This window comes from Hydrogenovibrio thermophilus (assembly GCF_004028275.1).
Taxonomy (GTDB): domain Bacteria; phylum Pseudomonadota; class Gammaproteobacteria; order Thiomicrospirales; family Thiomicrospiraceae; genus Hydrogenovibrio; species Hydrogenovibrio thermophilus.
On the sequence record NZ_CP035033.1, the window covers coordinates 1970603 to 1993725 of the forward strand.

Annotated in this window: 24 protein-coding genes and 1 tRNA gene; 18 read left to right on the forward strand and 7 right to left on the reverse strand. The window is 53.7% G+C overall.

Annotation, left to right across the window (positions count from 1 at the left end; translation table 11 throughout):
• Positions 1-252: 252 nt before the first annotated feature.
• From EPV75_RS09240 to EPV75_RS09275, 8 genes are all read left to right on the forward strand, one after another.
• A complete protein-coding gene (locus tag EPV75_RS09240) occupies positions 253-1416 on the forward strand; it encodes a sensor histidine kinase (protein ID WP_128385190.1) in 1164 nt (387 codons plus the stop codon).
• A 4-nt stretch (positions 1417-1420) separates the two neighbouring features.
• A complete protein-coding gene (locus EPV75_RS09245; RefSeq protein ID WP_128385191.1) occupies positions 1421-2116 on the forward strand; it encodes a response regulator in 696 nt (231 codons plus the stop codon).
• Entirely contained in the window at positions 2113-2901 is a 789-nt protein-coding gene (locus EPV75_RS09250) for a PAS domain-containing protein (RefSeq protein WP_128385192.1), read from the forward strand. The genes EPV75_RS09245 and EPV75_RS09250 overlap by 4 nt, the downstream gene beginning before the upstream one ends.
• Positions 2902-3085: 184 nt before the next feature.
• Positions 3086-4459, forward strand: coding sequence for an NAD(P)-binding domain-containing protein (locus EPV75_RS09255; protein WP_128385193.1), 1374 nt, complete (start codon positions 3086-3088; stop codon positions 4457-4459).
• A gap of 26 nt (positions 4460-4485) precedes the next feature.
• Positions 4486-5052: a dimethylamine monooxygenase subunit DmmA family protein gene (locus EPV75_RS09260; RefSeq protein ID WP_128385194.1), complete on the forward strand. Its 567-nt coding sequence runs from the start codon at positions 4486-4488 to the stop codon at positions 5050-5052.
• Positions 5052-5999: a PDR/VanB family oxidoreductase gene (locus tag EPV75_RS09265; RefSeq protein WP_128385195.1), complete on the forward strand. Its 948-nt coding sequence runs from the start codon at positions 5052-5054 to the stop codon at positions 5997-5999. Before EPV75_RS09260 ends, EPV75_RS09265 begins: the two co-directional genes overlap by 1 nt.
• Before the next feature lie 16 nt (positions 6000-6015).
• The gene (locus EPV75_RS09270) at positions 6016-7035 is read left to right on the forward strand and encodes a heme-dependent oxidative N-demethylase family protein (protein ID WP_128385196.1); all 1020 of its coding nucleotides are present in this window, start codon (positions 6016-6018) and stop codon (positions 7033-7035) included.
• Positions 7036-7119: 84 nt separating this feature from the next.
• Positions 7120-7476: a cupin domain-containing protein gene (locus tag EPV75_RS09275; protein WP_128385197.1), complete on the forward strand. Its 357-nt coding sequence runs from the start codon at positions 7120-7122 to the stop codon at positions 7474-7476.
• Between the two features lie 72 nt (positions 7477-7548).
• Here EPV75_RS09275 and EPV75_RS09280 read toward each other — a convergent pair whose 3' ends face one another.
• Complete coding sequence (locus EPV75_RS09280; RefSeq protein ID WP_029938637.1) at positions 7549-7830, reverse strand: peptidylprolyl isomerase; 282 nt, start codon at positions 7828-7830, stop codon at positions 7549-7551.
• Positions 7831-7947: 117 nt separating this feature from the next.
• Here EPV75_RS09280 and EPV75_RS09285 point away from each other — a divergent pair, with 117 nt between their 5' ends.
• From EPV75_RS09285 to EPV75_RS09300, 4 genes are all read left to right on the forward strand, one after another.
• The gene (locus EPV75_RS09285) at positions 7948-9018 is read left to right on the forward strand and encodes a hydroxymethylglutaryl-CoA reductase (RefSeq protein ID WP_128385198.1); all 1071 of its coding nucleotides are present in this window, start codon (positions 7948-7950) and stop codon (positions 9016-9018) included.
• A 10-nt stretch (positions 9019-9028) separates the two neighbouring features.
• Positions 9029-10060, forward strand: coding sequence for a type 2 isopentenyl-diphosphate Delta-isomerase (gene fni / locus EPV75_RS09290; RefSeq protein ID WP_128385199.1), 1032 nt, complete (start codon positions 9029-9031; stop codon positions 10058-10060).
• Positions 10061-10079: 19 nt separating this feature from the next.
• Complete coding sequence (locus tag EPV75_RS09295; RefSeq protein ID WP_128385200.1) at positions 10080-11255, forward strand: hydroxymethylglutaryl-CoA synthase; 1176 nt, start codon at positions 10080-10082, stop codon at positions 11253-11255.
• 109 nt (positions 11256-11364) lie between these two features.
• On the forward strand, positions 11365-12315 hold the full coding sequence (locus EPV75_RS09300; RefSeq protein WP_128385201.1) for an AEC family transporter: 951 nt from the start codon (positions 11365-11367) through the stop codon (positions 12313-12315).
• A gap of 43 nt (positions 12316-12358) precedes the next feature.
• On the opposite strand, the gene EPV75_RS09305 is transcribed toward EPV75_RS09300, so the two are convergent.
• A tRNA-Ser gene (locus tag EPV75_RS09305) sits at positions 12359-12449 on the reverse strand.
• 201 nt (positions 12450-12650) lie between these two features.
• A complete protein-coding gene (locus tag EPV75_RS09310; protein WP_038151688.1) occupies positions 12651-13151 on the reverse strand; it encodes a GlcG/HbpS family heme-binding protein in 501 nt (166 codons plus the stop codon).
• 335 nt (positions 13152-13486) lie between these two features.
• On the opposite strand from EPV75_RS09310, the gene EPV75_RS09315 reads away from it, so the two are divergent.
• From EPV75_RS09315 to mvaD, 3 genes are all read left to right on the forward strand, one after another.
• A complete protein-coding gene (locus tag EPV75_RS09315; protein ID WP_128385202.1) occupies positions 13487-14527 on the forward strand; it encodes a mevalonate kinase family protein in 1041 nt (346 codons plus the stop codon).
• On the forward strand, positions 14511-15434 hold the full coding sequence (locus tag EPV75_RS09320; protein WP_192893981.1) for a mevalonate kinase family protein: 924 nt from the start codon (positions 14511-14513) through the stop codon (positions 15432-15434). The genes EPV75_RS09315 and EPV75_RS09320 overlap by 17 nt, the downstream gene beginning before the upstream one ends.
• Before the next feature lie 66 nt (positions 15435-15500).
• Positions 15501-16490: a diphosphomevalonate decarboxylase gene (gene mvaD / locus EPV75_RS09325; RefSeq protein ID WP_128385204.1), complete on the forward strand. Its 990-nt coding sequence runs from the start codon at positions 15501-15503 to the stop codon at positions 16488-16490.
• A gap of 16 nt (positions 16491-16506) precedes the next feature.
• Here mvaD and EPV75_RS09330 read toward each other — a convergent pair whose 3' ends face one another.
• The 4 genes from EPV75_RS09330 to efp all read right to left on the reverse strand — a co-directional run bounded on the left by EPV75_RS09330 (position 16507) and on the right by efp (position 19325).
• The gene (locus tag EPV75_RS09330) at positions 16507-16992 is read right to left on the reverse strand and encodes a ClpXP protease specificity-enhancing factor (RefSeq protein WP_128385205.1); all 486 of its coding nucleotides are present in this window, start codon (positions 16990-16992) and stop codon (positions 16507-16509) included.
• Between the two features lie 12 nt (positions 16993-17004).
• Positions 17005-17646 carry a glutathione S-transferase N-terminal domain-containing protein gene (locus EPV75_RS09335; protein WP_029938663.1) on the reverse strand — a complete coding sequence of 214 codons (642 nt, stop codon included), beginning with the start codon at positions 17644-17646 and terminating at the stop codon, positions 17005-17007.
• Between the two features lie 125 nt (positions 17647-17771).
• Entirely contained in the window at positions 17772-18731 is a 960-nt protein-coding gene (epmA, locus tag EPV75_RS09340; protein ID WP_128385206.1) for an EF-P lysine aminoacylase EpmA, read from the reverse strand.
• A gap of 27 nt (positions 18732-18758) precedes the next feature.
• On the reverse strand, positions 18759-19325 hold the full coding sequence (efp, locus tag EPV75_RS09345) for an elongation factor P (RefSeq protein WP_029938665.1): 567 nt from the start codon (positions 19323-19325) through the stop codon (positions 18759-18761).
• Between the two features lie 246 nt (positions 19326-19571).
• Here efp and epmB point away from each other — a divergent pair, with 246 nt between their 5' ends.
• From epmB to EPV75_RS09360, 3 genes are all read left to right on the forward strand, one after another.
• Entirely contained in the window at positions 19572-20519 is a 948-nt protein-coding gene (epmB, locus tag EPV75_RS09350; RefSeq protein WP_128385207.1) for an EF-P beta-lysylation protein EpmB, read from the forward strand.
• Positions 20520-20527: 8 nt separating this feature from the next.
• Positions 20528-22057 carry a glycosyltransferase family 39 protein gene (locus EPV75_RS09355; protein WP_128385208.1) on the forward strand — a complete coding sequence of 510 codons (1530 nt, stop codon included), beginning with the start codon at positions 20528-20530 and terminating at the stop codon, positions 22055-22057.
• Between the two features lie 116 nt (positions 22058-22173).
• Positions 22174-23082 carry a lysylphosphatidylglycerol synthase transmembrane domain-containing protein gene (locus tag EPV75_RS09360; protein WP_068650475.1) on the forward strand — a complete coding sequence of 303 codons (909 nt, stop codon included), beginning with the start codon at positions 22174-22176 and terminating at the stop codon, positions 23080-23082.
• Positions 23083-23123: the final 41 nt, after the last annotated feature.

A 23123-nucleotide genomic window follows, 5' to 3' on the forward strand; every position in this document is an offset into this window, starting at 1 on the left:
GATTTCGGCAAAAAGACGATATGACTTTTCCCGACAAAATGCGGATGACTGACCCGATTTATTGATTCCTGATAATAAACAAAATTTACTGATATGATTTATTATTCAAGGACTTTGCACAATACTCCGTTGGCAGTAACCCCAATGGAGTAGGCCTGAATTCCGCTCCATGGCATGTTTGGTGCTTCTTCTCGTATCTGGGTAATAAATTGCACAATCAATGAGCCAAAAAGGTGAGCAAGGTGAGTCGGAATGGTTAACCTGGGACAACTGTTATCGTTCAACATTTCCACACTTTGGCATCGTTCCGTCCGCAAGACAGCGCCTCATGCTTTAAACGCGCTTGATTATTCGGATATCGCCTTCCAGCTGGCCACCACCGACAACCTGAATAACCTACTGCCCAGCCTGCTTTCCCAAAGCGCTCTGCAAGCCCAATGCACAGCCGAACTGCCTCATTACGACAGTCTGTTCATCCTGACACCATTGGCCGGTCATAAATACCATGTACACGCGTCGGCCCTCCTGCCGCCCAATCCGCAACTGATGAATTATTTCGAATCCCTGCGCATCCGCACACCGGGGCTCAGCAACTCGCAGCGCATCGACCAGGTCGGCGCGCACAATATTGTGTTCTTCCCGCTGCAAAACCGTGAAAGCCATGAAGAAGCCTATCTGGTGGTGGTTTTCAAAGGTCCGATTCCCGGGGACAATCACGCCGCCAACCTATTACGTCCATTACGCAACGCATTACAGAAAGGGCTACAGGCGCATCAAAAACACCAGCAGCAAATCGACCAGGCCGTGCAGCAGGAACGCGAAGCCCAGGCCGCCGATTTACACGACTCCATCGCACAGATACTGAGTTATCTCAAAATGCGGGCTTATACCTTAAACAGCGCGTGCCTGGAACTCGAAGACCCGACCTTCCGAAAACTGAGCAAAGACATTGAACAACAAATCGGCTTTGCGCACCGCTTGACCCGCGAGATGATTTCGTCCTCCCGCGTGACCTATGAAGAACCGCACCTGTCAAGCGCCATCGAAAACACCATGAATGAATTCGAACAGCTTTCCGGCATCGTCTTCGAGCTGGATAACCGGGCGAAAGAACCGCTGGAAACCGTCTCGCATCCGAATGAAGTGCTGTTCATCGTGCGTGAAGCGCTGTGTAACCTGGTGCGGCACTCCCATGCCTCCCACGCACGGATTGTCATGACCCATCGCGCCGATGTTGGCATCAGCATCACCGTGGAAGACAACGGCATCGGCATCCGCCCGGACCCCGCCCGAAAGGACAGTTTCGGGCTCCGCATAATGGAAGAACGCGCCCGCAAACTGGGCGCCAAATTACAAATCGAAACGCGTCAGCAAGGTGGCACGCGCGTTTGTTTACGGCTACCAAGGAAACACTGACACCATGAAATCCCCTACGACAGCGAATGCTATCGTCGTCGACGACCACCCTTTATTCCGACGTGGCGTCGTTGAACTGCTGAATGAAAGCGACCGTTTTGACGTCATGCAATCCTACGGATCGGCATTGGACTTGATTGAAGACATGCCGGAGATACCGCCGGACTTATTGCTGCTGGATTTGCAGATGCCCGACATGAGCGGCATCGAAGCACTGAAAGCCCTTCGCCCGCAACTGACCGACACCAAAATCGTCATGCTGACGGTGTCGATGGATAGTCAAAGCCTGATGGAAGCCATCAGCATCGGTGCCGACGGATATCTGCTGAAAGACACCGACTCCGAGCAGATTCTCGACCACCTGTCGGCGGTGCTGGCCGGAAAAATCGCCATCGACGAATCCGCCGTGACCTTGCTGGCCCAAGGCATTCGCACCCAAGGCCAACCGGCGCCCACGCAACGCGAACCGGAAAACCACGAGGACATTCTCAACGAACTGACCGAACGCGAACGCCAAACGCTGGAATTGATTTCAAAAGGCCTCAGCAACAAGCTGATTGCCCGCGAACTCGGCATCAGCGACGGTACGGTCAAAGTCTACGTTAAAAATCTGCTGCGCAAACTCGACCTGCATTCCCGGTTGGAGCTTGCGGCCTGGAATCATCGCCTGAAAGCGTCGCAAACGGACGAATCGTCATGACCGCCTGGCTGCAAAGCGCGGCCGATTGGCTGCGAAGCCCCCAAAGTTTGAATCTGGAGACGCTGATCGACAGCCTCAACGACGCCGTCATCGTCATCGAAAAACACAATCGGTTGCAGTACGCCAACCGCCATTGGTCACAATTGACGGGACACGCTTCCGCCGACTGTCAGTACCAACCCTTCACCCAATTCATCCACCCGGAAGATCGCGTCAACTGGCAAATCGCTTTCCAGAAATTTCACCAGGCCTGCGACAGCCAATTATTATGGCTACGCATTCTCGATAAGGAGGATGTGGTGCATTGGTGCGAAATACGGGTGCAACCGCTATTGCCCGACCGGCCTTACCCATTAAGCGCCACTTTGTGCGACATCACCCCGCAAATCCGTTCCGACCAAATAAAGGAAGCCCGTTACCGCAGCCTGAACCGTTTAGTCGACCGGGTGCCCGCGATGATTTATCGCTCCCGCAACAACATCCACTGGACCATGGAGTTTGTCAGCGATGGTTGCCGGGAGCTGACCGGTTACACGCCGGAAAAGATGATTAACAATGCCGAACTGTCTTACGGTTCGCTGATTCACGACGACGACCAGGAAGACGTCTGGTGCAATGTCCAAAAAGCCATACAGGACAACCGTTGTTTTGAAATTGCCTACCGTTTGCGCCACGCGGACGGTCATACCCGCCAAGTGTACGAAAAAGGCTGTGCCATTTATTCCGATACCGGTTCCATTCTCGGCATCGAAGGCGTGATTTTCGCCTTGGACAGCGTGCTTTAACACATCACCTACCCCACTCGCACTACCCCGTTACCCTTTTAGAGTTACTAACTCTTAGGAATACCGAACTCCGGTTAAATCCATTAACTTATCTCCTAACGAAACAAAGAAACTTTTTTTCTTTAAAAGAAACGTCGTTTCATTACCACACTTATTTTATTAGGTTTCATTAGGAGACATCACCATGACAAAACGTGTCGCGATTATCGGCGCCGGGCCTAGCGGGCTGGCACAATTGAGAGCTTTCCAATCCGCCCAATCCAAAGGCGCGGACATTCCGGAACTGGTTTGTTTTGAGAAACAAAGCGATTGGGGCGGTTTGTGGAATTACACCTGGCGCACCGGGCTGGACGAAAACGGCGAGCCGGTGCATTGCAGTATGTATCGTTATCTATGGTCAAACGGCCCGAAGGAATGTTTGGAGTTCGCGGATTACACCTTCGACGAGCATTTCGGCAAGCCCATCGCCTCCTACCCACCGCGTGAAGTGTTGTGGGATTACATTAAAGGCCGGGTCGAAAAAGCCGGTGTCCGGGATTACATCCGTTTCAACACCGTGGTCCGCAACGTTTCATACGATGACGCCTCCGAAACCTTCACCGTCACGGTTCAAGACCACAATGAAGACAAAATCTATTCCGAAGAATTCGACTATGTGATTTCCGCCTCCGGTCACTTTTCCACACCGAAAGTGCCTGAATTTGAAGGCTTCCAGACCTTCGGCGGCCGTATCCTGCACGCCCACGATTTCCGCGACGCCTTGGAATTCAAAGACAAAGATATTTTATTGGTAGGCGCCAGTTACTCGGCGGAAGACATCGGATCGCAATGTTATAAATACGGCGCCAAAAGCATCACCACCTGCTTCCGATCGGCACCGATGGGCTATAAGTGGCCGGAAAACTGGGAGGAAAGACCGCTTTTGGAGCGCGTCGACACCCACCGCGCCTATTTCGCCGACGGCAGTTCCAAAAAAATCGATGCCATCATCCTGTGCACCGGCTATTTACACCACTTCCCATATCTGCCGGACTCCCTGCGTTTGGTGACGGACAACCGACTTTGGCCGCTTGACCTCTATAAAGGCGTGGTCTGGGAAGATAATCCGAAGTTCTTCTATCTCGGTATGCAAGACCAGTGGTACACCTTCAATATGTTCGATGCCCAGGCCTGGTATGTCCGCGACATCATTCTCGGGCGCATTCCATTGCCGAGCAAAGCGGAAATGACCCAAAACTCCCAGGCCTGGCGGGAAAAGGAATTGAAGCTGGAAACCGCGGAAGAAATGTACACCTTCCAAGGCGATTACATTCAGGAACTGATCGACGCCACCGATTATCCGTCTTTCGATATTCCGGCCGTCAACCAGACCTTCCTGGAGTGGAAACACCACAAGAAGGAAAACATCATGACCTTCCGCGATCATTCCTACCGCTCTTTGATGACCGGCACCATGTCGCCGAAACATCACACGCCGTGGATTGATGCGCTGGACGATTCGCTTGAAGCGTATCTCGCGGACGGCCCACAGGACGAAAAACTCGCATCCAACCAATGAACCCGGTCAGACATCAGGAGGCGTTTATGCAACCCGTTCCCAGTATCAAAAGTCGGCCGGTCTATGAAGACATCGGCATCGACCCGTCCGTGCAAAAACATCTGTTCATCGCGCAAACCGGCAGCTTCGACAAATTGGCGAAAATCTACCAGGCCTGCCCGAGTGATAAAAGTTGCTGGATTGTCGGCGACGACACTCAAGAAAGCCTGCCCGACAACAGTCGTTTCGTTTCGCAGGACGGCATCGACACGGTGTTCGGCGAACAGTTCGCCGACCTGCCGATTTCCAGCCACATCTATGTGGCCGGGCAAAACGAATCTTTTTTGTGGGACATCCACAACCTCGCCACCCGGGCCGGACTCGCTTCGGAACAGGTGAAGATGTTCGAACCCGTCACCAACCAGAGACGGCTGTTCTGCACCCATTGCTACACCCTCACCGAGGGCGTGACCCATTCGCCTTACGAATGCCCGGGCTGCGGTCGCCTATTGTTGGTGCGTGACCATTTCTCCCGCATCCATGCGGCCTATGTCGGCGTCATCATCAATGCGGAAGACCCGAACGACATTCCCGAAACAGAGGAGTTGAGCTAATGAGTGCCGCTATGAAAGTCCATGTCAGCGCCATCCGTAAAGTGGCGCCGACCATCAAGGAATTCACCTTGACACCGGTTGACGGTGAATTCTTTCCCTTTTCACCCGGTTCCCACATCGTGGTGGAAATGCAGGCCGACAGCAAAACCATCCGCAACGCTTACTCTTTATTGAGCGACCCGATGGATAACCGCCAATACCGCATAGCGGTTCGCTTACAACCCGAATCGCGTGGCGGTTCCGATTTCATGCATCAGGAAGTGCACGAAGGCGACGAATTGACGATTACACCGCCGAACAACCTGTTTTCGCCGGACTGGCGTGCCAAGAAACACGTGTTCTTCGCCGGGGGCGTCGGCATCACACCCTTTATGTCGTACATCCCGGAAATGCTGCGCCGCGGCGCGGACTTCGAACTGCACTACATGTATCGCAGCACCCAGACTGGCGCTTATGTGGAAGCGCTCCGCAACCTGATCGGCGAGCGTTTGCACACCTACGACTCCATCACCTCCAGCCGGGCGGAAATCGCCGACATCATGGCCCATTGCCCGCAAGGCACGCACCTTTACATCTGCGGGCCGGAATCGTTGATCGACACAGTGCGTTACCGCGGCCAACAAACCGGCTGGCCGGCGTCCCACATCCATTACGAAGCCTTTGCCGCGCCCAAACCCGGCAAACCCTTTGTGGCGGAATTGAAGAAATCCGGTAAAACCATTTATGTGCCGGAAGACCAATCGCTTCTGGAAGCTCTGGAGGCCAACGAAGTTGAGATACCGAACCTGTGCCGTGGCGGCGTTTGCGGCCAGTGCATGAGCCCGGTATTGGATGGTGATATCGAACATCGGGATGAGTTCCTATCCGAAAAAGAAAAGTCCGGCAACCGCTGCATTATGCCTTGCGTGTCTCGCGCCAAGTCCAGCCGGTTACACCTAGACATTTAATCAAAGGAAATTGACGATGAGATTAGCCCCAAAACCCGTACAAACTTTCCGAGACGACTTCACCTACACCAACAGTGACGAAGCCATCAAACGCTTTCCGTTCCCGTTTCCGGAAGACGAATACATGTATTCGGTCAATATCGAACCCCACACCCTGCCCGGACCGGAAGGGTCGGTCTACGAACACCTGTTCGACATCGACGAACACTATCTGTCGGAAATGGCGGAACGCAAACAGGTTCTGGCCGAAAACCCGAAACGCTGTTTGGCCATGGACCACATGGACCTCGCCTGCTGGGATTTCATCGACCGCGCCATGACGACCATGTCGCAGGATTATCCGAATTATTTCACATTAGAAAAAGATGGAGAACATTGGACATGGGAAAACAAACTACTCGGCATCAAGGACACCTTCACCTTCGGCGACAGCCGCACGCTGCCCCAACCCCCGATGGAGTACATGGGCTGTCAGGTGCAAGGCGATATCGCCCTGCTCGACCAACGGGACAACGACCTGTTTATGGACGCGGGCATCATCACCTGCCCGGCGGATTGGTCGCTGGCGTTCGACGCTGGTATGAGCTTTTCGCAATGGCATGGTCCAGTCCCTTTGGCGCATGAAGCCGGCATTTTCGAACGGGCCCTGAAATACCTGACCGCCATCCCGGTCGACCAACCGGTGCGTCGTTTGAACTGGACGTTGACCATCAACGCCCGCATGGACACCTCACCGGAAACCTATCCGAACTGGGGCACCGACCGCGACAGCGTCACCCCGGAAAACGTCGGCGAAAAGGTCTATCTGCGTGTCGAACTTCAGGTGTTGGATCGCATGCCGCGAAGCAATGCGCTGATGTTCAGCATCCGCACTTATCTGATCAGCATGAACGACCTGGTCACCAACCCGGAATGGGCCAAACGCATGCACCGCGTCATGAAAACCCTGCCGGAAGAGTTGATTGAATACAAAGGCTTAACACGCTATCACCCCATCCTGTTGGACTGGCTGAAACAGTTCGATTTGGAAAACTGATACACACGAATCATTGTTTACCCGCTCGGCGGCAGCGTCGGGCGATTTTTATCACGCACTCAAAAAGTAGTAAAGGAGAACGTCATGGCGATGACACATTACCCACAAGCGACGAAACGTACCGAAATCCCGAGCATGGGCGTTAATAACTGCAATGCCTTCCTGACGGATTTGGTGGTTTCCGAAGACCCGGACAAGACCATTGTCGGCGGATTTTTCAAGATCGAAAAATCCGATGAGCCGTTGGTGTACACCTACACTTATCATGAAATGAAAATCATCGTCGAAGGCGAGATGATCATTTCCGACGAAACCGGTCAAGAAGTCCATGCCCGAGTCGGGGATGTCTTTCATTTCCCGAAAGGCAGCGTCATCACCTTCCAGTCCCCAAGCGTCGGGTTAGGTTTCTTCTGCGGTCAACGTCGCGAAGGCGAAGGCTAAGAAATTAGCAACCGCACAAAATAAAAAACGGCCAGGTCTGGCCGTTTTTGAAGGTGAATCAAACCGGGTGGTTTATTCGGTTCTGTCCGTCACTTCCACCAAGTGATAGCCGAATTGGGTCTTGATTGGCCCTTCCAAAGAGCCGACCTCGGCCGAAAAACAGACCTTATCGAATTCCGGTACCATCATGCCCGGTCCGAATTGTCCCAAATCCCCGCCGCTACGGCTGGATGGACACTGAGAATTTTCACGCGCCACATCGGCGAAATCCGCACCCTCTTCAATTTGTTTTTTCAACGCCAACGCTTTCTCTTCGGTATCGACAAGAATGTGTCTCGCGGTCGCTAATGCCATTTTTACTTTCCTTTTCATTTCGATGGTCGCTCCGGTTCGATTGCAATGCCCGAACCCCAAAAGCGACCACCATTTTTTCAATCAATCATTGCTTCAGTTCGCATATAATACCCCAATATGAAAAATGAATCATCCGACAAAACCGCCATGCACTTTGCACAGATTCCCATGCAATCGGTCGGCCCGTTCAAACTCATCGGCGAGGTGGACACCGACGACCTGATGGTGCCTATGGCGACCTATGAATCGCCGCTTTGGCCGTCGGTGGCTCGTGGCGCCCGCGTCACTCATCATGCCGGCGGCATTCGCGTCACCGTCATCGACGAGCGCATGACCCGCTCGGTCCTGCTGGAAGCGCCGAATGCCGAAATCGCCCTGCGCGACACCCGCGCCCTGCAACAACGCCAGGACGACTTGCAAGCCGTGGTATCGGAATCCAGCCGCTTCGCGAAACTGCTGGACACCCACGTGCAGATTGTCGGCAAACTGATTTATTTACGTTTGGAATTCCATACCGGCGACGCCTCCGGCCACAACATGGTCACCAATGCCGCCGACCGTCTGATTCCGTGGATTCTGCAACAGTATCCGGAACTGGATTACGTCTCCATTTCGGCCAATTACTGCACGGACAAGAAAGTCTCCGCCGTCAACGGCATTCTGGGGCGTGGTAAAAACGTGGTGTGCGAAACCACCATCCCGCGCAAACTCTGTCAGCGTTTTCTGAAAACCACCCCCGAAGCGCTGGTGGATTTGCACATCAAAAAAGACCTGATCGGCAGCATCGTTTCCGGCGGCTTGCGCAGTGCCAACGCCCATGTGGCGAATATGCTGCTCGGCTTTTACCTCGCCACCGGCCAGGATGCCGCCAATATCGTCGAAGGCTCGCAAGCCATCAACCACGCCGAAGTCACGCCGGACGGCGACTTATATTTTTCCACCACATTACCGAATCTGATTGTCGGCACCGTCGGTAACGGCAAAGGCCTGGACTTCGTTTTGGACAACCTCAAGCAACTCGGTTGTGACGACAAAACCGCCAGGCCTGGTCAAAATGCCCGTCGCCTGGCCTGCATCGCCGGCGCCACCGCTTTATGCGGCGAACTGTCATTGCTGGCGGCGCAAACCAATCCCGGCGAATTGATGGCCGCCCATTTGAAACTCGAACGCCAAGCAGATTCCGATTAACGGCTCCCCCATGACCGATTCGAATATCACACAGCGCAAGCAGGATCACATCCATTTTCTTTTGCAGGATGCCGACATCGAACGCGGGCAATCGGGCTTCGAACGCATCCGACTGACCCATCGTGGCCTGCCGGAATGCGATTTCGCGGACATCGACAGCGGCACCGACTTTCTCGGCAAGCCTCTGTCTAGCCCGTTACTAATTTCCTCCATGACCGGCGGGGCGGCCGCCACGCTGCAAGCCATCAACCGCCGTCTGGCCGAAGCCGCCGAAAGCGCCGGCATGGCGATGGCGGTCGGTTCGCAACGCGCCATGATTCAGGACCCACAAGCCCGCGCCAGTTTCGAACTGCGCCAATACGCGCCGACCATCCCGCTGATTGCCAATATGGGTGCAGTGCAGTTGAACTATGGTTTCGGCCTCGACGAAGCGCAACGCATGGTGGACGTATTGGAAGCGGATGCGCTTTACCTGCACCTCAACCCGTTGCAGGAAGTCATTCAACCGGAAGGCAACACCAACTTCGCCCAATTGACCGATAAAATCGCACAACTGGCCGAAGCCTTACCAGTGCCCATCATTTTGAAAGAAGTCGGCTGCGGCTTATCCGCCAGAGACATCGAACTCGGCTTGTCGGCCGGCATTCGGTGGTTCGACCTGGCCGGACGCGGCGGCACTTCCTGGAGCCGAATCGAGTCGCATCGCGCCCATTCCAGCCAGTTGGCCAGCCTGGGTGAAACCTTCCAGGACTGGGGCCTGACCACGCCGCAAGCCCTGTTGCAAGCTCGCCCGTTTCAGGACCGGGCACACTTTATCGCCAGTGGCGGAATTCGCAATGGCATCGACATGATTAAATCGGTTATAATGGGCGGCCAAATTTGCGGGGTCGCCGCGCCGTTACTGAAACCGGCCATGGATTCCACCGCCGCAACGCTGGCAACGATAGAACAATTGAAGCAGGAATTCCGTACCGCGCAATTCCTGCTGGGTGCGCCGACACTGGCGGATGTATTTTTAAACGATTCACTGATAGAGCCGTAACGGAATTTCCTTTTAACGCATGAAAGTAGGTATTGATCTCATTCACTTCGCGACCTCGGACTACGCCCTGGGGCTGGACACTTTTGCCGAAGAAAAAGGAACCGACGTCAACAAATACCACATCGGTATCGGGCAGGAACAAATGTCCATCGCCCCACCGGACGAAGACATCGTGACCCTCTCCGCCAAAGCGGCGGCACCGATCATCAACCAAATCGACCGCAACGACATCACCGCCGTGCTTTTCGCCACCGAATCCGGGGTGGATCAGTCCAAATCGGCCGGCGCTTTTTTGCACGGGTTGCTGAAACTCTCCAACCGATGCCGCGTGGTTGAATTCAAGCACGCCTGCTACGCCGGCACCGCAGCCTTGCAAATGGCCACCACCATGGTCAAGGCCAACCCGAAAGAAACCATTCTGGTCATCGCCGCCGACATCGCGAAATACGATGTCGATTCGTCCGGTGAAGCCACCCAAGGTTGCGGCGCGGTGGCCATGCTGGTCAAAGCGGAACCGCGCATTCTCGCCATCGAACCTGGTTCCGGTTATTACACCGACGACGTCATGGATTTCTGGCGCCCGAACAAACGCACCACCGCATTGGTGGACGGCAAATACTCCACCAAGGTTTACCTGAACAGCTTGAAGCAGGCCTGGGAACATTTCGTGGAAGAAACCGGACGTCACTTTGAAGACTTCGACGCTTTCTGTTACCACATTCCGTTTTCCCGTATGACCGAGAAAGCGCATAAAACGCTGGTTAAAAAAGTCGGCGCCAAACTGAGCAGCGACACCTTTCGTGAGCAGACCGCGCCCGGACAGGTTTACAACCGCGTTGTGGGTAACAGTTACAGCGCCTCTTTATTCATCGGTTTCTGCTCGTTTCTGGATAACGCCATCCAGGATTTGACCGGTAAACGTTTCGGCTTTTTCAGCTATGGTTCCGGTTGTGTGGCGGAATTCTTCAGCGGCATCATCCAACCGGGCTACCAACAACATTTGATGACCGAAAGCCATCGCCAACAAATTGAATCCCGCCAGCCGTTGGATTACCAACAATACTTGGCGTTCTATCACCAAACGGACAGCGACGTCGAGAACATCACCTTCCCGCACAACAACAAAGGGCCTTTCCGTTTGGCGGGCATCGAAAACCACATCCGTCGTTACGAATCGGGTATCCAACCGGCTTAAACAGCTCTCAAACGATTCCCAACCGTTTCTAGCCGGGTGTAACGCCCTTTCACGTCCAGACGTCACTTCTGCTAAAATTCAAAATATCCCGCTTCGATAAGGCTTGTGCATGTCGTCTTTAAACACTTTTCCCGCCATTGCCGTATTGATTGCCTTGATTTCACTGGTGGTCGCGTTACGCGCATCCGGCCTTTTGAAAACCGATGACGGCCCCTTGTTTGCTCGCATCGTGACCCACTTAACACTCCCGGCCACCATCTTTTATGCGCTCGCCCATGCCCGTGATTTGCAGTGGGATTATGCGCTGGTGGTGCTGTTCTTATTCGCCGCGGAAACCTTGCTATTATTACTCGCCTGGCTGACGGGACGAGCCCTCAAATTATCGCGCCCGCAACTGGGCAGTTTGATGTTGGTATCGGCCTTCGGCAGTTCTGCCTTGCTCGGTTATGCGCTGGTCGAACAACTTTTCCCGAATGATGTCGAAGCCTTATCCGAAGCCGTGTTCATTTCCGAACTGGGTGTGGGCGTCGGCTTATTCACACTCGGCACTTTGGTAGCCATTCACTTCGGCCAGGCAACCAACTCGACCAACTCAATGCTTCGAAGCCTTGGACTCTTCGCCAAATCTCCGATTTTCCTGTCCATTTTGGCGGGCCTAGCTTACGGCCAGTTTCAGGCACCGGTGGATAGCCCGTTTTTCAAAGAACTGTTTGCTGCGTTGCATTTGGTGGCGCAAGCCAATACCTTTTTTGTGATTCTCACCATCGGCGTGATGTTGCAATTTCATGGTTTGAAGGCGTTGGCAGGTTTGGCAGCCGTTGCGATTGTGCTGAAGCTTCTAATCAGCCCTTTATTGGTTTGGTTACCGTCTCTGGCCATGTCGTTGCAGACTTGGCAAATGGATGTGATTTTATTGGAGTCGGCCATGCCATCGGCCTTGTTAAGCGTTGTTCTGGCGGCGCGTTACGGCTGCGATGCACCATTGGCGTCAAAACTGGTCTATGTCACCACACTGGTCAGTGCCGGTTCGATATTACTGGTATTGGCAATATTGGGATGACTCGAAAAAGAACAAGTCGGTAAGAAAATAAAGGGAAAAATAATGGCGGATAGCGGGGGATTCGAACCCCCGATAGGCTATTAACCTATACACGCTTTCCAGGCGTGCTCCTTCAACCGCTCAGACAGCTATCCGAAAGAAGTGGCGTATTTTACTGTCAAATCCTTACAAAGTCTAGCCTCGAATGCAAAATTATCACAGGGTTTTGTATTTGTCGAAAATCCCCGGTGCAGGCGCTTTTCAATCGGCATAAAAAAACCGGCCCGAAGGCCGGTTAAGGAGAAACAAAACCGACCAGGCCTGGCCGGTTTTCTTCAATCACGATCATGACGTGATTACATCATTTCTAAATCCATTTGTACCGCTTCCACACCGGCTGCGGCGCATTTTTCATCGTCCATACCATCCGGCGCACCACTGACGCCCACGGCGCCATACAATTTACCGCCGGCTTGAATCGGCACGGAACCGGCCATGAATGCCAAACCTTCACCCATGGTTTGCAACGGACTGTTGGCACGTCCACTTAGCTGGGAACCTTTCACGTTAAACATAACGGCCGTATAGGCTTTTTTCTCACTGATGGACCAGGAAACCGGTGGTGCCATGGTGTCACGTAACTTCGCTTGCGGAATTCCGTTACGCTCGACAACGGTCACACTAACCGGGATGCCTTTCTCACGGCAGGCTTCAATCGTGGCCATGGCGATTTTATTGGCGACATCCATCGACAGACGGCTGACATTAACGGCCATTTCTTCGGCTTGAACAGGCAAAGCAGCGGACACACCGATGGCGGCGGCCAAACTCAATTGCGTTAGTTTTTTCATTTTCATACTCGCTCCAAAGTATTGTTTAAGTCAAAGACTGAGGTTTACATGCCGGGCGGCCAACATTGTGGTCCCGTGCTAACGTATTTAGGAGATACAGATTTTCATTCTAAAGATTTTTACTCACTTGTAAAACGACCACCCGATTCCCCGGGTGAAATTCGCGGTTGTCTTTAAGGCATTTTATCGATGAAACAAAGGTTTTTCGGGGGCTGACGGACATTGTGAAAAGATTATGCAATGCCGCAACACAAGAGACCCTCCAGTGGTTCCGGAGGAAACTCAACTCGTTTTCAGGCGGCATTCGTTATAATAAGGCCAATACCCTGAATGGAACACACATGAAGACAGTCTGTACCACACCCGCCAAGCTGATTCTGACCGGCGAACACTCGGTTTTGTTCGGCGCCCCGGCGTTGTGTATGGCCGTCGCGCTGGACACGGTGTGCGAGATTGATTTCAACCCGTTGGAAACGGCCGACCACCAGCCTTTTTTGGAGATTGAACTCACCGATTTCAACCAGAAAATGGCGTATCCCTACCTGACTTGGCAAAAACGTGTCACCCATATCGAATCGCGTTATGCGCTCTATGAAAAGAATGCCCTCGCCATCCAAACGGTGTTACAGCAACCCGTGGACTTGGTATTGCTGACATTACAGCAATTCCACAACCTGCAGCGATTAAAACCGGGGCATTGGCAAATCAAATTACGTTCGCACAATCTGAGCGGCAAAGGCCTGGGCAGTTCGGCTTCCATTATCATCAGTCTGCTGCACAGCTTATTCGTTCACCACCAAATCGACATCAGTGAAATCGACCTTCTGGCACTGGCCCAGCAGGTGGAATCCCGCCAGCATGGCGCCTCCAGCGGATTGGACCCGACGACGGTTTTCCGCGGCGGTTTATTGCGTTTTCAACAAGGCGTGCCGTTGCAACAACTGACACACCAGAATTTCAATGCCTGGGTGATTGACACCGGCAAGCCCAGTTCCACGACCGGGCAAGCGGTGAACCATGTCCACCATCACTTCACCCACCAAAGTGCCATCTGGCAGGATTTCAAGCAGGTGGCTTCAAACATGGAGTCGGCGTGGGACACCTCGGATGCCGAACGCCTGAATCAGGCCATCCGAGACAATCAAGCGTTGTTGGAGCACATCGGTGTGGTGCCGGACAAAGTGAAAACCTTTATTCAGGCATTGCACAAGACCGGCTACTCGGCCAAAATCTGCGGTGCGGGCAGTATCAGCGGCGACCAAGCCGGTGTTGTACTTTGCATCGGTCCGGATGCGCCGTCGGAAGTCTGCGAGGCTTACGGTTACGATTACTACCCTTTGAAACTCAATGAAACCGGGAGTCAATGTGAAGTGCATCACTAGCGCTCCCGCCAATATCATGCTGATGGGTGAACACAGTGTGGTGGCCGGAGAAAAGGCCATCGCTTGCGGCCTGAACCAGCGGCTGCGCATCGAATGGCAAAGCCGTACCGACCGACGGATTCTTATTCGTTCCGAACTGGGGGACCACGAAACCGACTTGGACACTCTGGCCCCTCATCCGAAACTGACTTGGGTGCTCGCCGCCCTGCGCCATTATCAGCCGACCTTATCGCATGGTTTGACACTCACCATCGAAAGCGACTTCAAATCCACGCTGGGGCTGGGCAGTTCCGCCGCATTGTTGGCCGCTTTATTGGGGGGACTCGATGCGATTACCGACCGAACCCCCGACTTTAAAGCGCGCTTTGACACCGGACTGCATCTGATACACGAATTGCAGGGACGCGGGTCCGGTACCGATTTGGCCGCCAGCTTGAGTGGCGGCGTGGTGCTGTTTGACCCGAAAGAGCGCCAGACCGAATCGCTGACCGTCGAATTCCCGCTCACGCTGGTCTATTGCGGCTACAAGACGCCGACGGCTAAAGTGTTGCAAAAAGTGGCCGACGACTGGCAACATCAACCCGATTTGCTGGCCGCGCTTTACCGCTTGATGGGTCAAACCACCGACGCGGCTTACCAAGCCTTGAAAACTGACGACACGACCGAGTTTTATCGTTTGGTGAATACGTATCAGGGATTGATGGATGCTTTGGGCGTCAACGACCCGGTGTTATCGGACTTGATCGTTCGCCTGCGTCAGGACCCCGGCATTACCGCCAGCAAGATTTCCGGTTCCGGCTTGGGCGACTGTGCGTTAGGGTTCGGGCGGCTGGCCGAGCCGCTGACCGGCTTTGAGCCATTGCCAATTGCCATCGATTCACGCGGCCTGGAAGTCCAGAAGTTGTAATTCAACCCGACACAACATGAACCGAATCGCTTACAAACATTGACCGAAACCGTTTGAGAAACCCACATGACACCGATTGATTTTATCCAACACATCCTCCCCCCAAACCATACGCCGGTCAAAACCGGTTACGGGCAAGCCCCGGTCAATATCGCACTCAGTAAATACTGGGGAAAACGGGATGTTGCACTCAACCTGCCGACCAACGGCAGCCTGTCCATCAGTTTGCCGGAACTCGGCACCGAAACCCGCTTGAGCTGGCATGAAACCGGTCCCGACAAAATCACCTTGAATAATGAGGAAATGGCACCGGAAGCGCCCTTTGTCAAGCGCCTGAGCCGGTTTTTGAATTTCTTTCGCCCGGACGCCAACGGCGGATTCGACGTCGAGACACTGAATACCGTGCCCACGGCGGCGGGATTGGCATCCTCCGCATCCGGTTACGCGGCCTTAGTCAAGGCATTGGACGACTGTTTTCAATGGCAACTTGCACCACGCGAGCTGTCTTTACTGGCCCGTTTGGGCAGTGGCAGTGCCAGCCGTTCGCTGTATGACGGGTTTGCCCTTTGGCATAAAGGCGAACGCGCAGACGGTTTGGACAGTTATGCCGAAAAAATTGACCAGACCTGGCCGGAATTCTGTATCGGCTTACTGGAAATCGACACCTCCACCAAGCCAATCGGCTCAACGCAAGGGATGCAGCAAACGGTCAATCATTGCGAACTTTACCAGGCCTGGCCGGAAAAAGCGGAACAGGATTTAGCGACAATCCACCGTGCCATTCTGGACAAGGATTTCCAAACGCTCGGCGCGACCGCGGAAAACAATGCTTTGGCGATGCACGCCACCATGATCGCGACCTGGCCGCCGATTCTGTATTGGCAACCGGAGTCGGTCGCCGCCATGCACCGAGTCTGGCAGTTGCGCCAGGAAGGTGTAACGGTGTATTTCACCATGGATGCCGGACCGAATTTGAAATTGTTGTTTCTGGAAACAGAAACGCCCGCGTTGATGCGGGCGCTTCCGGAAATGAAATGTTTGAAGCCGTTTGCGTAAAGTGACCTTAAACCGTTTATTTAACCACCGATAGGTGCGACCCTTTTTTGGACTTTTTGGCTTTGGACTTTTTGGACTCATCGTCTTGGTCGGCTTTTTGAGCGGTTTTCTGAGAGGCCTCGTCAGACGCACCGGAATCCTTCACCGCCGACATGGTCGGCTTACTCGGCGACTCATCCGTGGCTTCCGGATAGGGTTCCGGCGGGAACGGCATGCCCTGCCCGTTTTCACGCGCAAAAATCGCCAACACCGCTTCCGGCGGAAACCCTAAACGTCTTTCCACACCTTGAAATCGCGCTTTGAAACTGAACCAGTCATTCGCAAACTGTAATTCACGAATCGCATTGGGATGCACATTCAAGACGATGACGCCGTCCTGCGCAAAATCCATCGGCACTTCGATGCCCGGATAATTGGCATCCACTTGCACATGTGGCGTCCAGTCGTTATCGACAATCCAGTCGAACATGGCACGAATCATATAAGGGCGGTTGGAAATCATCGTTACGCTCGCTTAAACCACTTCTCGCATATCCAGCTCGTCGTCGGACAAGCTATCCGGGAACTCTTCTCGCGCCAGCACTTTTTCAGCGTAATCGACCACCGGCTTGGCGGACTTCGGCAAATCGATACCCAAATACGGCAAACGCCACATCAATACCGCCAAGCTGACGTCCACCAGGGAATACTCCTCGCTCATGAAATACGGTTGATGTTCGAACACCGGAATCATTTGAATCAAACGCTCCTGCAAATCTCGGCGCGCGGCTTTGACTTCTTTTTCATCGTCGCTGTTGGCGATGGTGTCGGCCAACTGATACCACTCCTGTTCGATTTGACGCAGCATCTGGCGGGCACGCGCTTTGGAAATCGGATCGACCGACAACAACGGCGGATGCGGGAAACGCTCGTCCAGATATTCGACGATGACTTGCGGATCGTACAACACCAAATCACGGTCGACCAAGGTCGGCAAGGTGCCGTAAGGGTTCAGTTCCAGCAAATCCTCCGGAATGCCTTCGGAGGTATCCACTTCGATGATTTCCAACGGGATGTCTTTTTCTTTTGCCATCAAACGCACGCGGTGCGAGCTCGGACTTTTGGAATCTGAAAATAAGGTCATTACGGATCTTTGCGTGATAGGCAAATCTGACATGGAGTTCTCCTGGAAATCGAATCGTCAATATTGTTGTTTTTCAAAGCCTTAGCGTCGAACACGAATGCTTCCGATTAAAGCTCTATAAAGCCATTATACATGGCTTGTCAAGCCCTCTTTCGGCGTCAGGATTCTTCGATGGAAAACGGCAGGACACCGCGAATATCGTCGGCTTGAAACGCCAACATCAGCAAGCGGTCCACGCCCAGCGCCACGCCCGAACAAGCCGGTAAACCGTCAACCGCCAAGGCGCTTAACAAGGCCTCATCCATCGGAACATTCGGCAGGCCATTTTCCGACCGTTGGGCCAGGTCGGCTTCGAAACGACGGCGATACTCGTCGGCGTCAGCCAGCTCCTGATACCCATTGGCCAATTCCATGCCGTCGACAAACACTTCAAACCGCAGCGCCAAACGCTCGTCCTGAGGATGAAGCTGCGCCAAGGCGGCTTCACGCGACGGGTAATGATACAAACAGGTGATTTTCCCCCGTCCCAATTGCGGCTCAATGACCTCGGTCAACACCAATTGTTCCCATAAAGGTTTATCGTCGGCGTCCACTCCGACAATTTCCGGCACCCTATGCTCGGCCAGGCAGGCCTGGCAACTTTTCGCATCAGTGTCATGAACAGCTTCCAACCCGGCATAGGATTCAAACGCTTCTTCATAGGAAATCATTTCCACCGGACGATCACCGAGCAGGGATTGCACGACCTTGACGGTTTCGTCCATCATCGCGCGTAAATCGAACCCCAGACGATACCATTCCAGCAGAGTGAACTCGACTTGATGCCGGCGGCTGACATCCCCATCCCGAAACACCTTGCCGAGATAGAAAATGTCGCCACTGCCGGCGCATAACAAACGCTTCATCGGGTATTCCGGCGAGGTGTGCAAATAAAAGATGCGGGGATCGGCCTCACCGGGCACCTGAACCTGAGTGCTGAGCGAACGCAAATGCAGGTCCGGCGTGGCGGCGGACGACAGAATCGGCGTATCCACTTCCATTACCGAGCGGGCATAAAAAAACGCCCGCAAGGTTTTCAAAGCCTGCGAACGTTTTTTCAAGTGGTCAATCGATGTCATACTTCGCCTCGATTGAAAACCGTCAACTTACTTGGCGCGGGAAACGTATTCCCCGGTCTGGGTATTACAGACGACCTGTTCGCCGATTTGAATGAACAACGGCACTTGCACCACGGCACCGGTGGACAAAGTCGCCGGCTTACCGCCGGTTCCGGCCGTGTCGCCTTTCAAGCCCGGATCGGTTTCCGTGACTTCCAAAGTCACTTGTTTCGGCGGCAGTACGGAAATCGGGTCACCGTTCCACAAAGTCACGGTGCAGATATCCTGTTCGATCAACCATTTGCTGACATCCGCCACGGCGGCTTCGCTGGCTTGATACTGCTCGAACGAAGCCGGGTCCATAAAGTGCCAGAACTCACCGTCGTTATACAAATATTGCAATTCGGTGTCCATGACATCAGCCGCTTCGACTTTTTCGCCGGACTTGAAGGTTTTTTCCAACACGCGCCCGGTAATCAGGTTACGGAATTTCACACGGTTAAACGCCTGACCTTTCCCCGGTTGAACAATTTGGTTGTCCACAATGGTACACGGTTGACCGTCCATCAAAAACTTCAAACCGTTTTTAAATTCGTTCGTACTGACTGTTGCCATGATTTTTTCACCCTTAGATTCACGCCGAGAAAACAGGAGTCGGCGCGCATTGAACTCTTTTCATGTAAAATAAGCCGCATATTTTAACGCAACTCCGCCCGTGAAGGTAGTTTCTTATCACAAAACCGGGAAACCGGGGCGAATCGTTCATGGGCTTCAAACACAACGCCATGAAGCATCGCGGCCCCTCTGCAAAACGTTGCGGATAAGTTACGGATAAACACGGGCAGCGCAACACGGAACCACATGATTCAATCCATCGAACAATTGTGCGATTTAATCGAACTCGCGCCGGAAACCTTGGCGCTGGATATCGACAGCCCCTTTCCGCTGAAAGTGCCCAAACACTTTGCGCAGCAGATTGAAAAAGGTCAGCCAAACGACCCTTTGTTACGACAAATTCTGCCAGACCTGGCGGAACGACAGCCCGTACCCGGTTTCGTCGCCGACCCGGTGGGCGATTTGCAATCCAACCCGCAACCGGGATTGATTCACAAATACCACGGCCGTGCCCTGTTGATTGCCAGCCCGCGTTGCGACATCCACTGCCGTTACTGTTTCCGCCGTCACTTTCCTTACGAGCAGGCCAAAAAACAACACTGGCAAGCCGCCATCGACACCTTGAAAAACGCGACCGATATCGAAGAAGTGATTCTCAGCGGCGGCGACCCCATGACCTTGTCGGAAAACGCCCTGATCGATGTCATCGGCGAACTGGAAGCCATTCCGCATTTGACGACGTTACGCATTCACAGCCGCACGCCGGTGGTGGCACCGGAGCGCGCCAATCGCCCGCAACTGCTGGCGAAACTGTCGCAAAGCCGTTTGCAAACAGTGCTTGTCGTACATTGCAATCACCCCAACGAGTTGAGCGAGCAAACCGCCGACTGCTTGCAGGCGTACCGCAGCGCAGGTGTGACATTACTCAATCAGTCGGTGCTCTTGAAAGGCGTCAACGATTCGGCCGACACCTTGGCGGCCTTGAGCAAAAAACTCTTCCGCCAGGGGGTTTTACCGTATTATTGTCACCTATTGGATAAGGTCGCGGGCGCGGGCGACTTTGACATCGAAAAGGCCCAGGCCTGGGCGATTTTCGAACAATTACGCCGCCGCCTGCCGGGCTATTTGGTGCCGCGATTTGTCGAGGAAATCGCCGGCGAACCCTATAAGACACTCTTAACCGAAACGGATTGACCGAATTTATGAAACCGATGACAAGCGCTTTTTCACCCCTTGACCGTCCGGCACGCGCGGCTTTCTGGCTGGTGCTACTGGTCAGCGTATGGCATTTATTGCTAGCCGGCCAATTGAACTTGAGTGTCGATGAAGCCCATTACGCGCTGTACGGCCTGAAACCGGACTGGAGTTACTTCGACCATCCGCCGATGGTGGGCTGGCTCAATGCTTTGATGGTGCCCTTTACCCATTCCGACTTCGGGCTGCGAATCTTACCGGCGACGTTATTCGCGCTCGCCAACTGGGTGCTTTACAAACTGGCGAAACGTCTGTTCCCGAGCTTTAACTGGATCGGTTTCTGGACGCTGGCGCTCGTCAACAGCGCCATTATGTTCCAGCTATTGAGCATTTCGATGTTACCGGATACGCCGTTGATGCTGGCCGGACTGATGCTGCTTTGGCACCTGCTCAATCTGCGGGAAGCACCGCTGAACTCCGGTGACTCGTTGAAAAACTGGCTGTGGATCGGTTTCTGGCTGGGCGTAGCGGCTTTGTCCAAATACACCGCGATTACTCTGGTGCTGTCCTTGCTGCTGGTCATGTTGGTGGAAAAGCGTTTTTACTGGCTGAAAGACAACGGCCTTTGGCTGGCCGTGGCACTAACCGCACTGATGATTACGCCGGTTTTGTATTGGAACGCCACCCATGACTGGATTTCATTTCTGTACCAATTGAACCACGGCCAACATCACGACCAATGGGATTGGCTCAGAGCCGTCAACACCCAGTTGGCGCAATTAGGCGTTTATTCGTTGGCCCTATTCGTGATCGGGCTTTGGTTGATGGTGTCGTCCTGGTTCCAGGCGCACCGTGAAAATGCTCGTCTGTTGGCCGCCTTCTCGCTGCCGATTATCCTGCTTTTTGCCCTGAACTCCGGTTACGAAATGAGCCTGCCGCACTGGACACAACTGGCTTGGCTGTTCATCAGCCCGGCCGTGGTGTATTGGCTGTGGCGACGCTGGCAATACAAAACCGCTCGTGTGTTCGTTTACGTCAGTTCCGCCATTACGCTGGCCGGCAGCCTCGCCCTCAACAGCCAGTTGGCCGTCCCTTGGATGCCGTTCCCGGCCAATGGAAACCCAGTGCGGGAACTGCACGGCTGGCCGCAAGCCGTTGCCATGGCGGAAAGCTTTCAAAACGACCAGCAGCAGCCGCCATTGTTCGCGGCCAACTGGTCACAAGCCAGCCGCATCGCCTGGTATGCCTACCCGCAACCGGTGTACGTCACCGACAACCGTTTCGACCAATTCGATCTTTGGTATGGCAATCCGCCGGCCGGTTCCGAGGGTTTATTGCTGGTGCCGTCTTATGAAGACCGTCCGCCCGAAACCGCCAGGCCTGGGCACTTTCAACACTGCCAACCCTTGGCGGTCATGCCCGCCTTGCATGGCGACATCACCATCGTGACCTATCACCTGTACCTCTGCCAAGGTTTCCAACCGGTTCAATATTCCGGCTGGGCGGCGCAATTGCCACTGGTACAGGCCACGGAATGACTATGACTGCTCGCCTCATAACCGCCGTTGGTCAACCCGACTCGCAGTTTCGTTTGGGTTTTGCGATAATACCCCGCAATTTCTTCCCAAAACTCACATGACGTAAGGAACTCGGTTTGGGCAACCTCATAAAACTCGGTCTCTCCATCGCGATTATCGGCTTTATTTTGTATAAGTTCGATGTCCGCGCGGTTTGGGACACCATTCTCAACGCCAATGGCGCCTTTCTGCTGGCCGCCTTAGCCGTCCAGATGCTCAGCCAAACCGTGGCCGCCTACCGCTGGTCGTTGATTATGGGTATCTTGAAGTTCAAACACAGCTTCGGGTTTTACTTCCGCAGTTATTTCAAAGGCAGCCTGTTCAACCAGGTGTTGCCGACCAGCATCGGCGGCGATGCCTATCGGATTGCCGAAGTCACCGCGCATGGTGGTTTGGTCAAGGAAGCGTTTTATGGCGTGTTCATCGACCGCGTTGTCGGCTTGGTTGGTTTGCTGTTGCTGAATCTGTTCGCCAATATGATTGAATCCAACCTCATGCCTTACGAAGTCTTTATGACCATCAACGTGATTTTGGTCGCCTCCTTGTTCGGTCTCTTCGTGCTGATGGCGATTCATAAATTCGACATTTTCAAACGCTACCGGCTTACCCGCCTGTTCTATGAATTATCCGAGCGCTTCCGCTTCATCTATAAAACCCCGAAACGCATCAGCCAGCAGCTCGGCTTGTCGATTGTGATTCACCTTCTGTCGATGGTCGCGATTTTCGGCATTGGCCACAGTGTGGGCATCAACGAACCGCTGGTGGCTTACTTAGTGATTATTCCGCCTGCGATTCTGCTGACCTTATTGCCGATTTCCTTCGCGGGCTGGGGTGTACGCGAAGGCGCGCTGGTGGCGTTATTCATGATGATTGGGATTGATGAAAACCTGGTGTTGGCGATGTCGCTGCTTTATGGCTTGATTCTGATTCTCAGCGCACTGCCAGGCCTCTACTTCTACCTGACCAGTCAGCACAAATACCTTTAAGCAATTTCCCGAAACAAGATAAAAAGACTTACAATAACGCC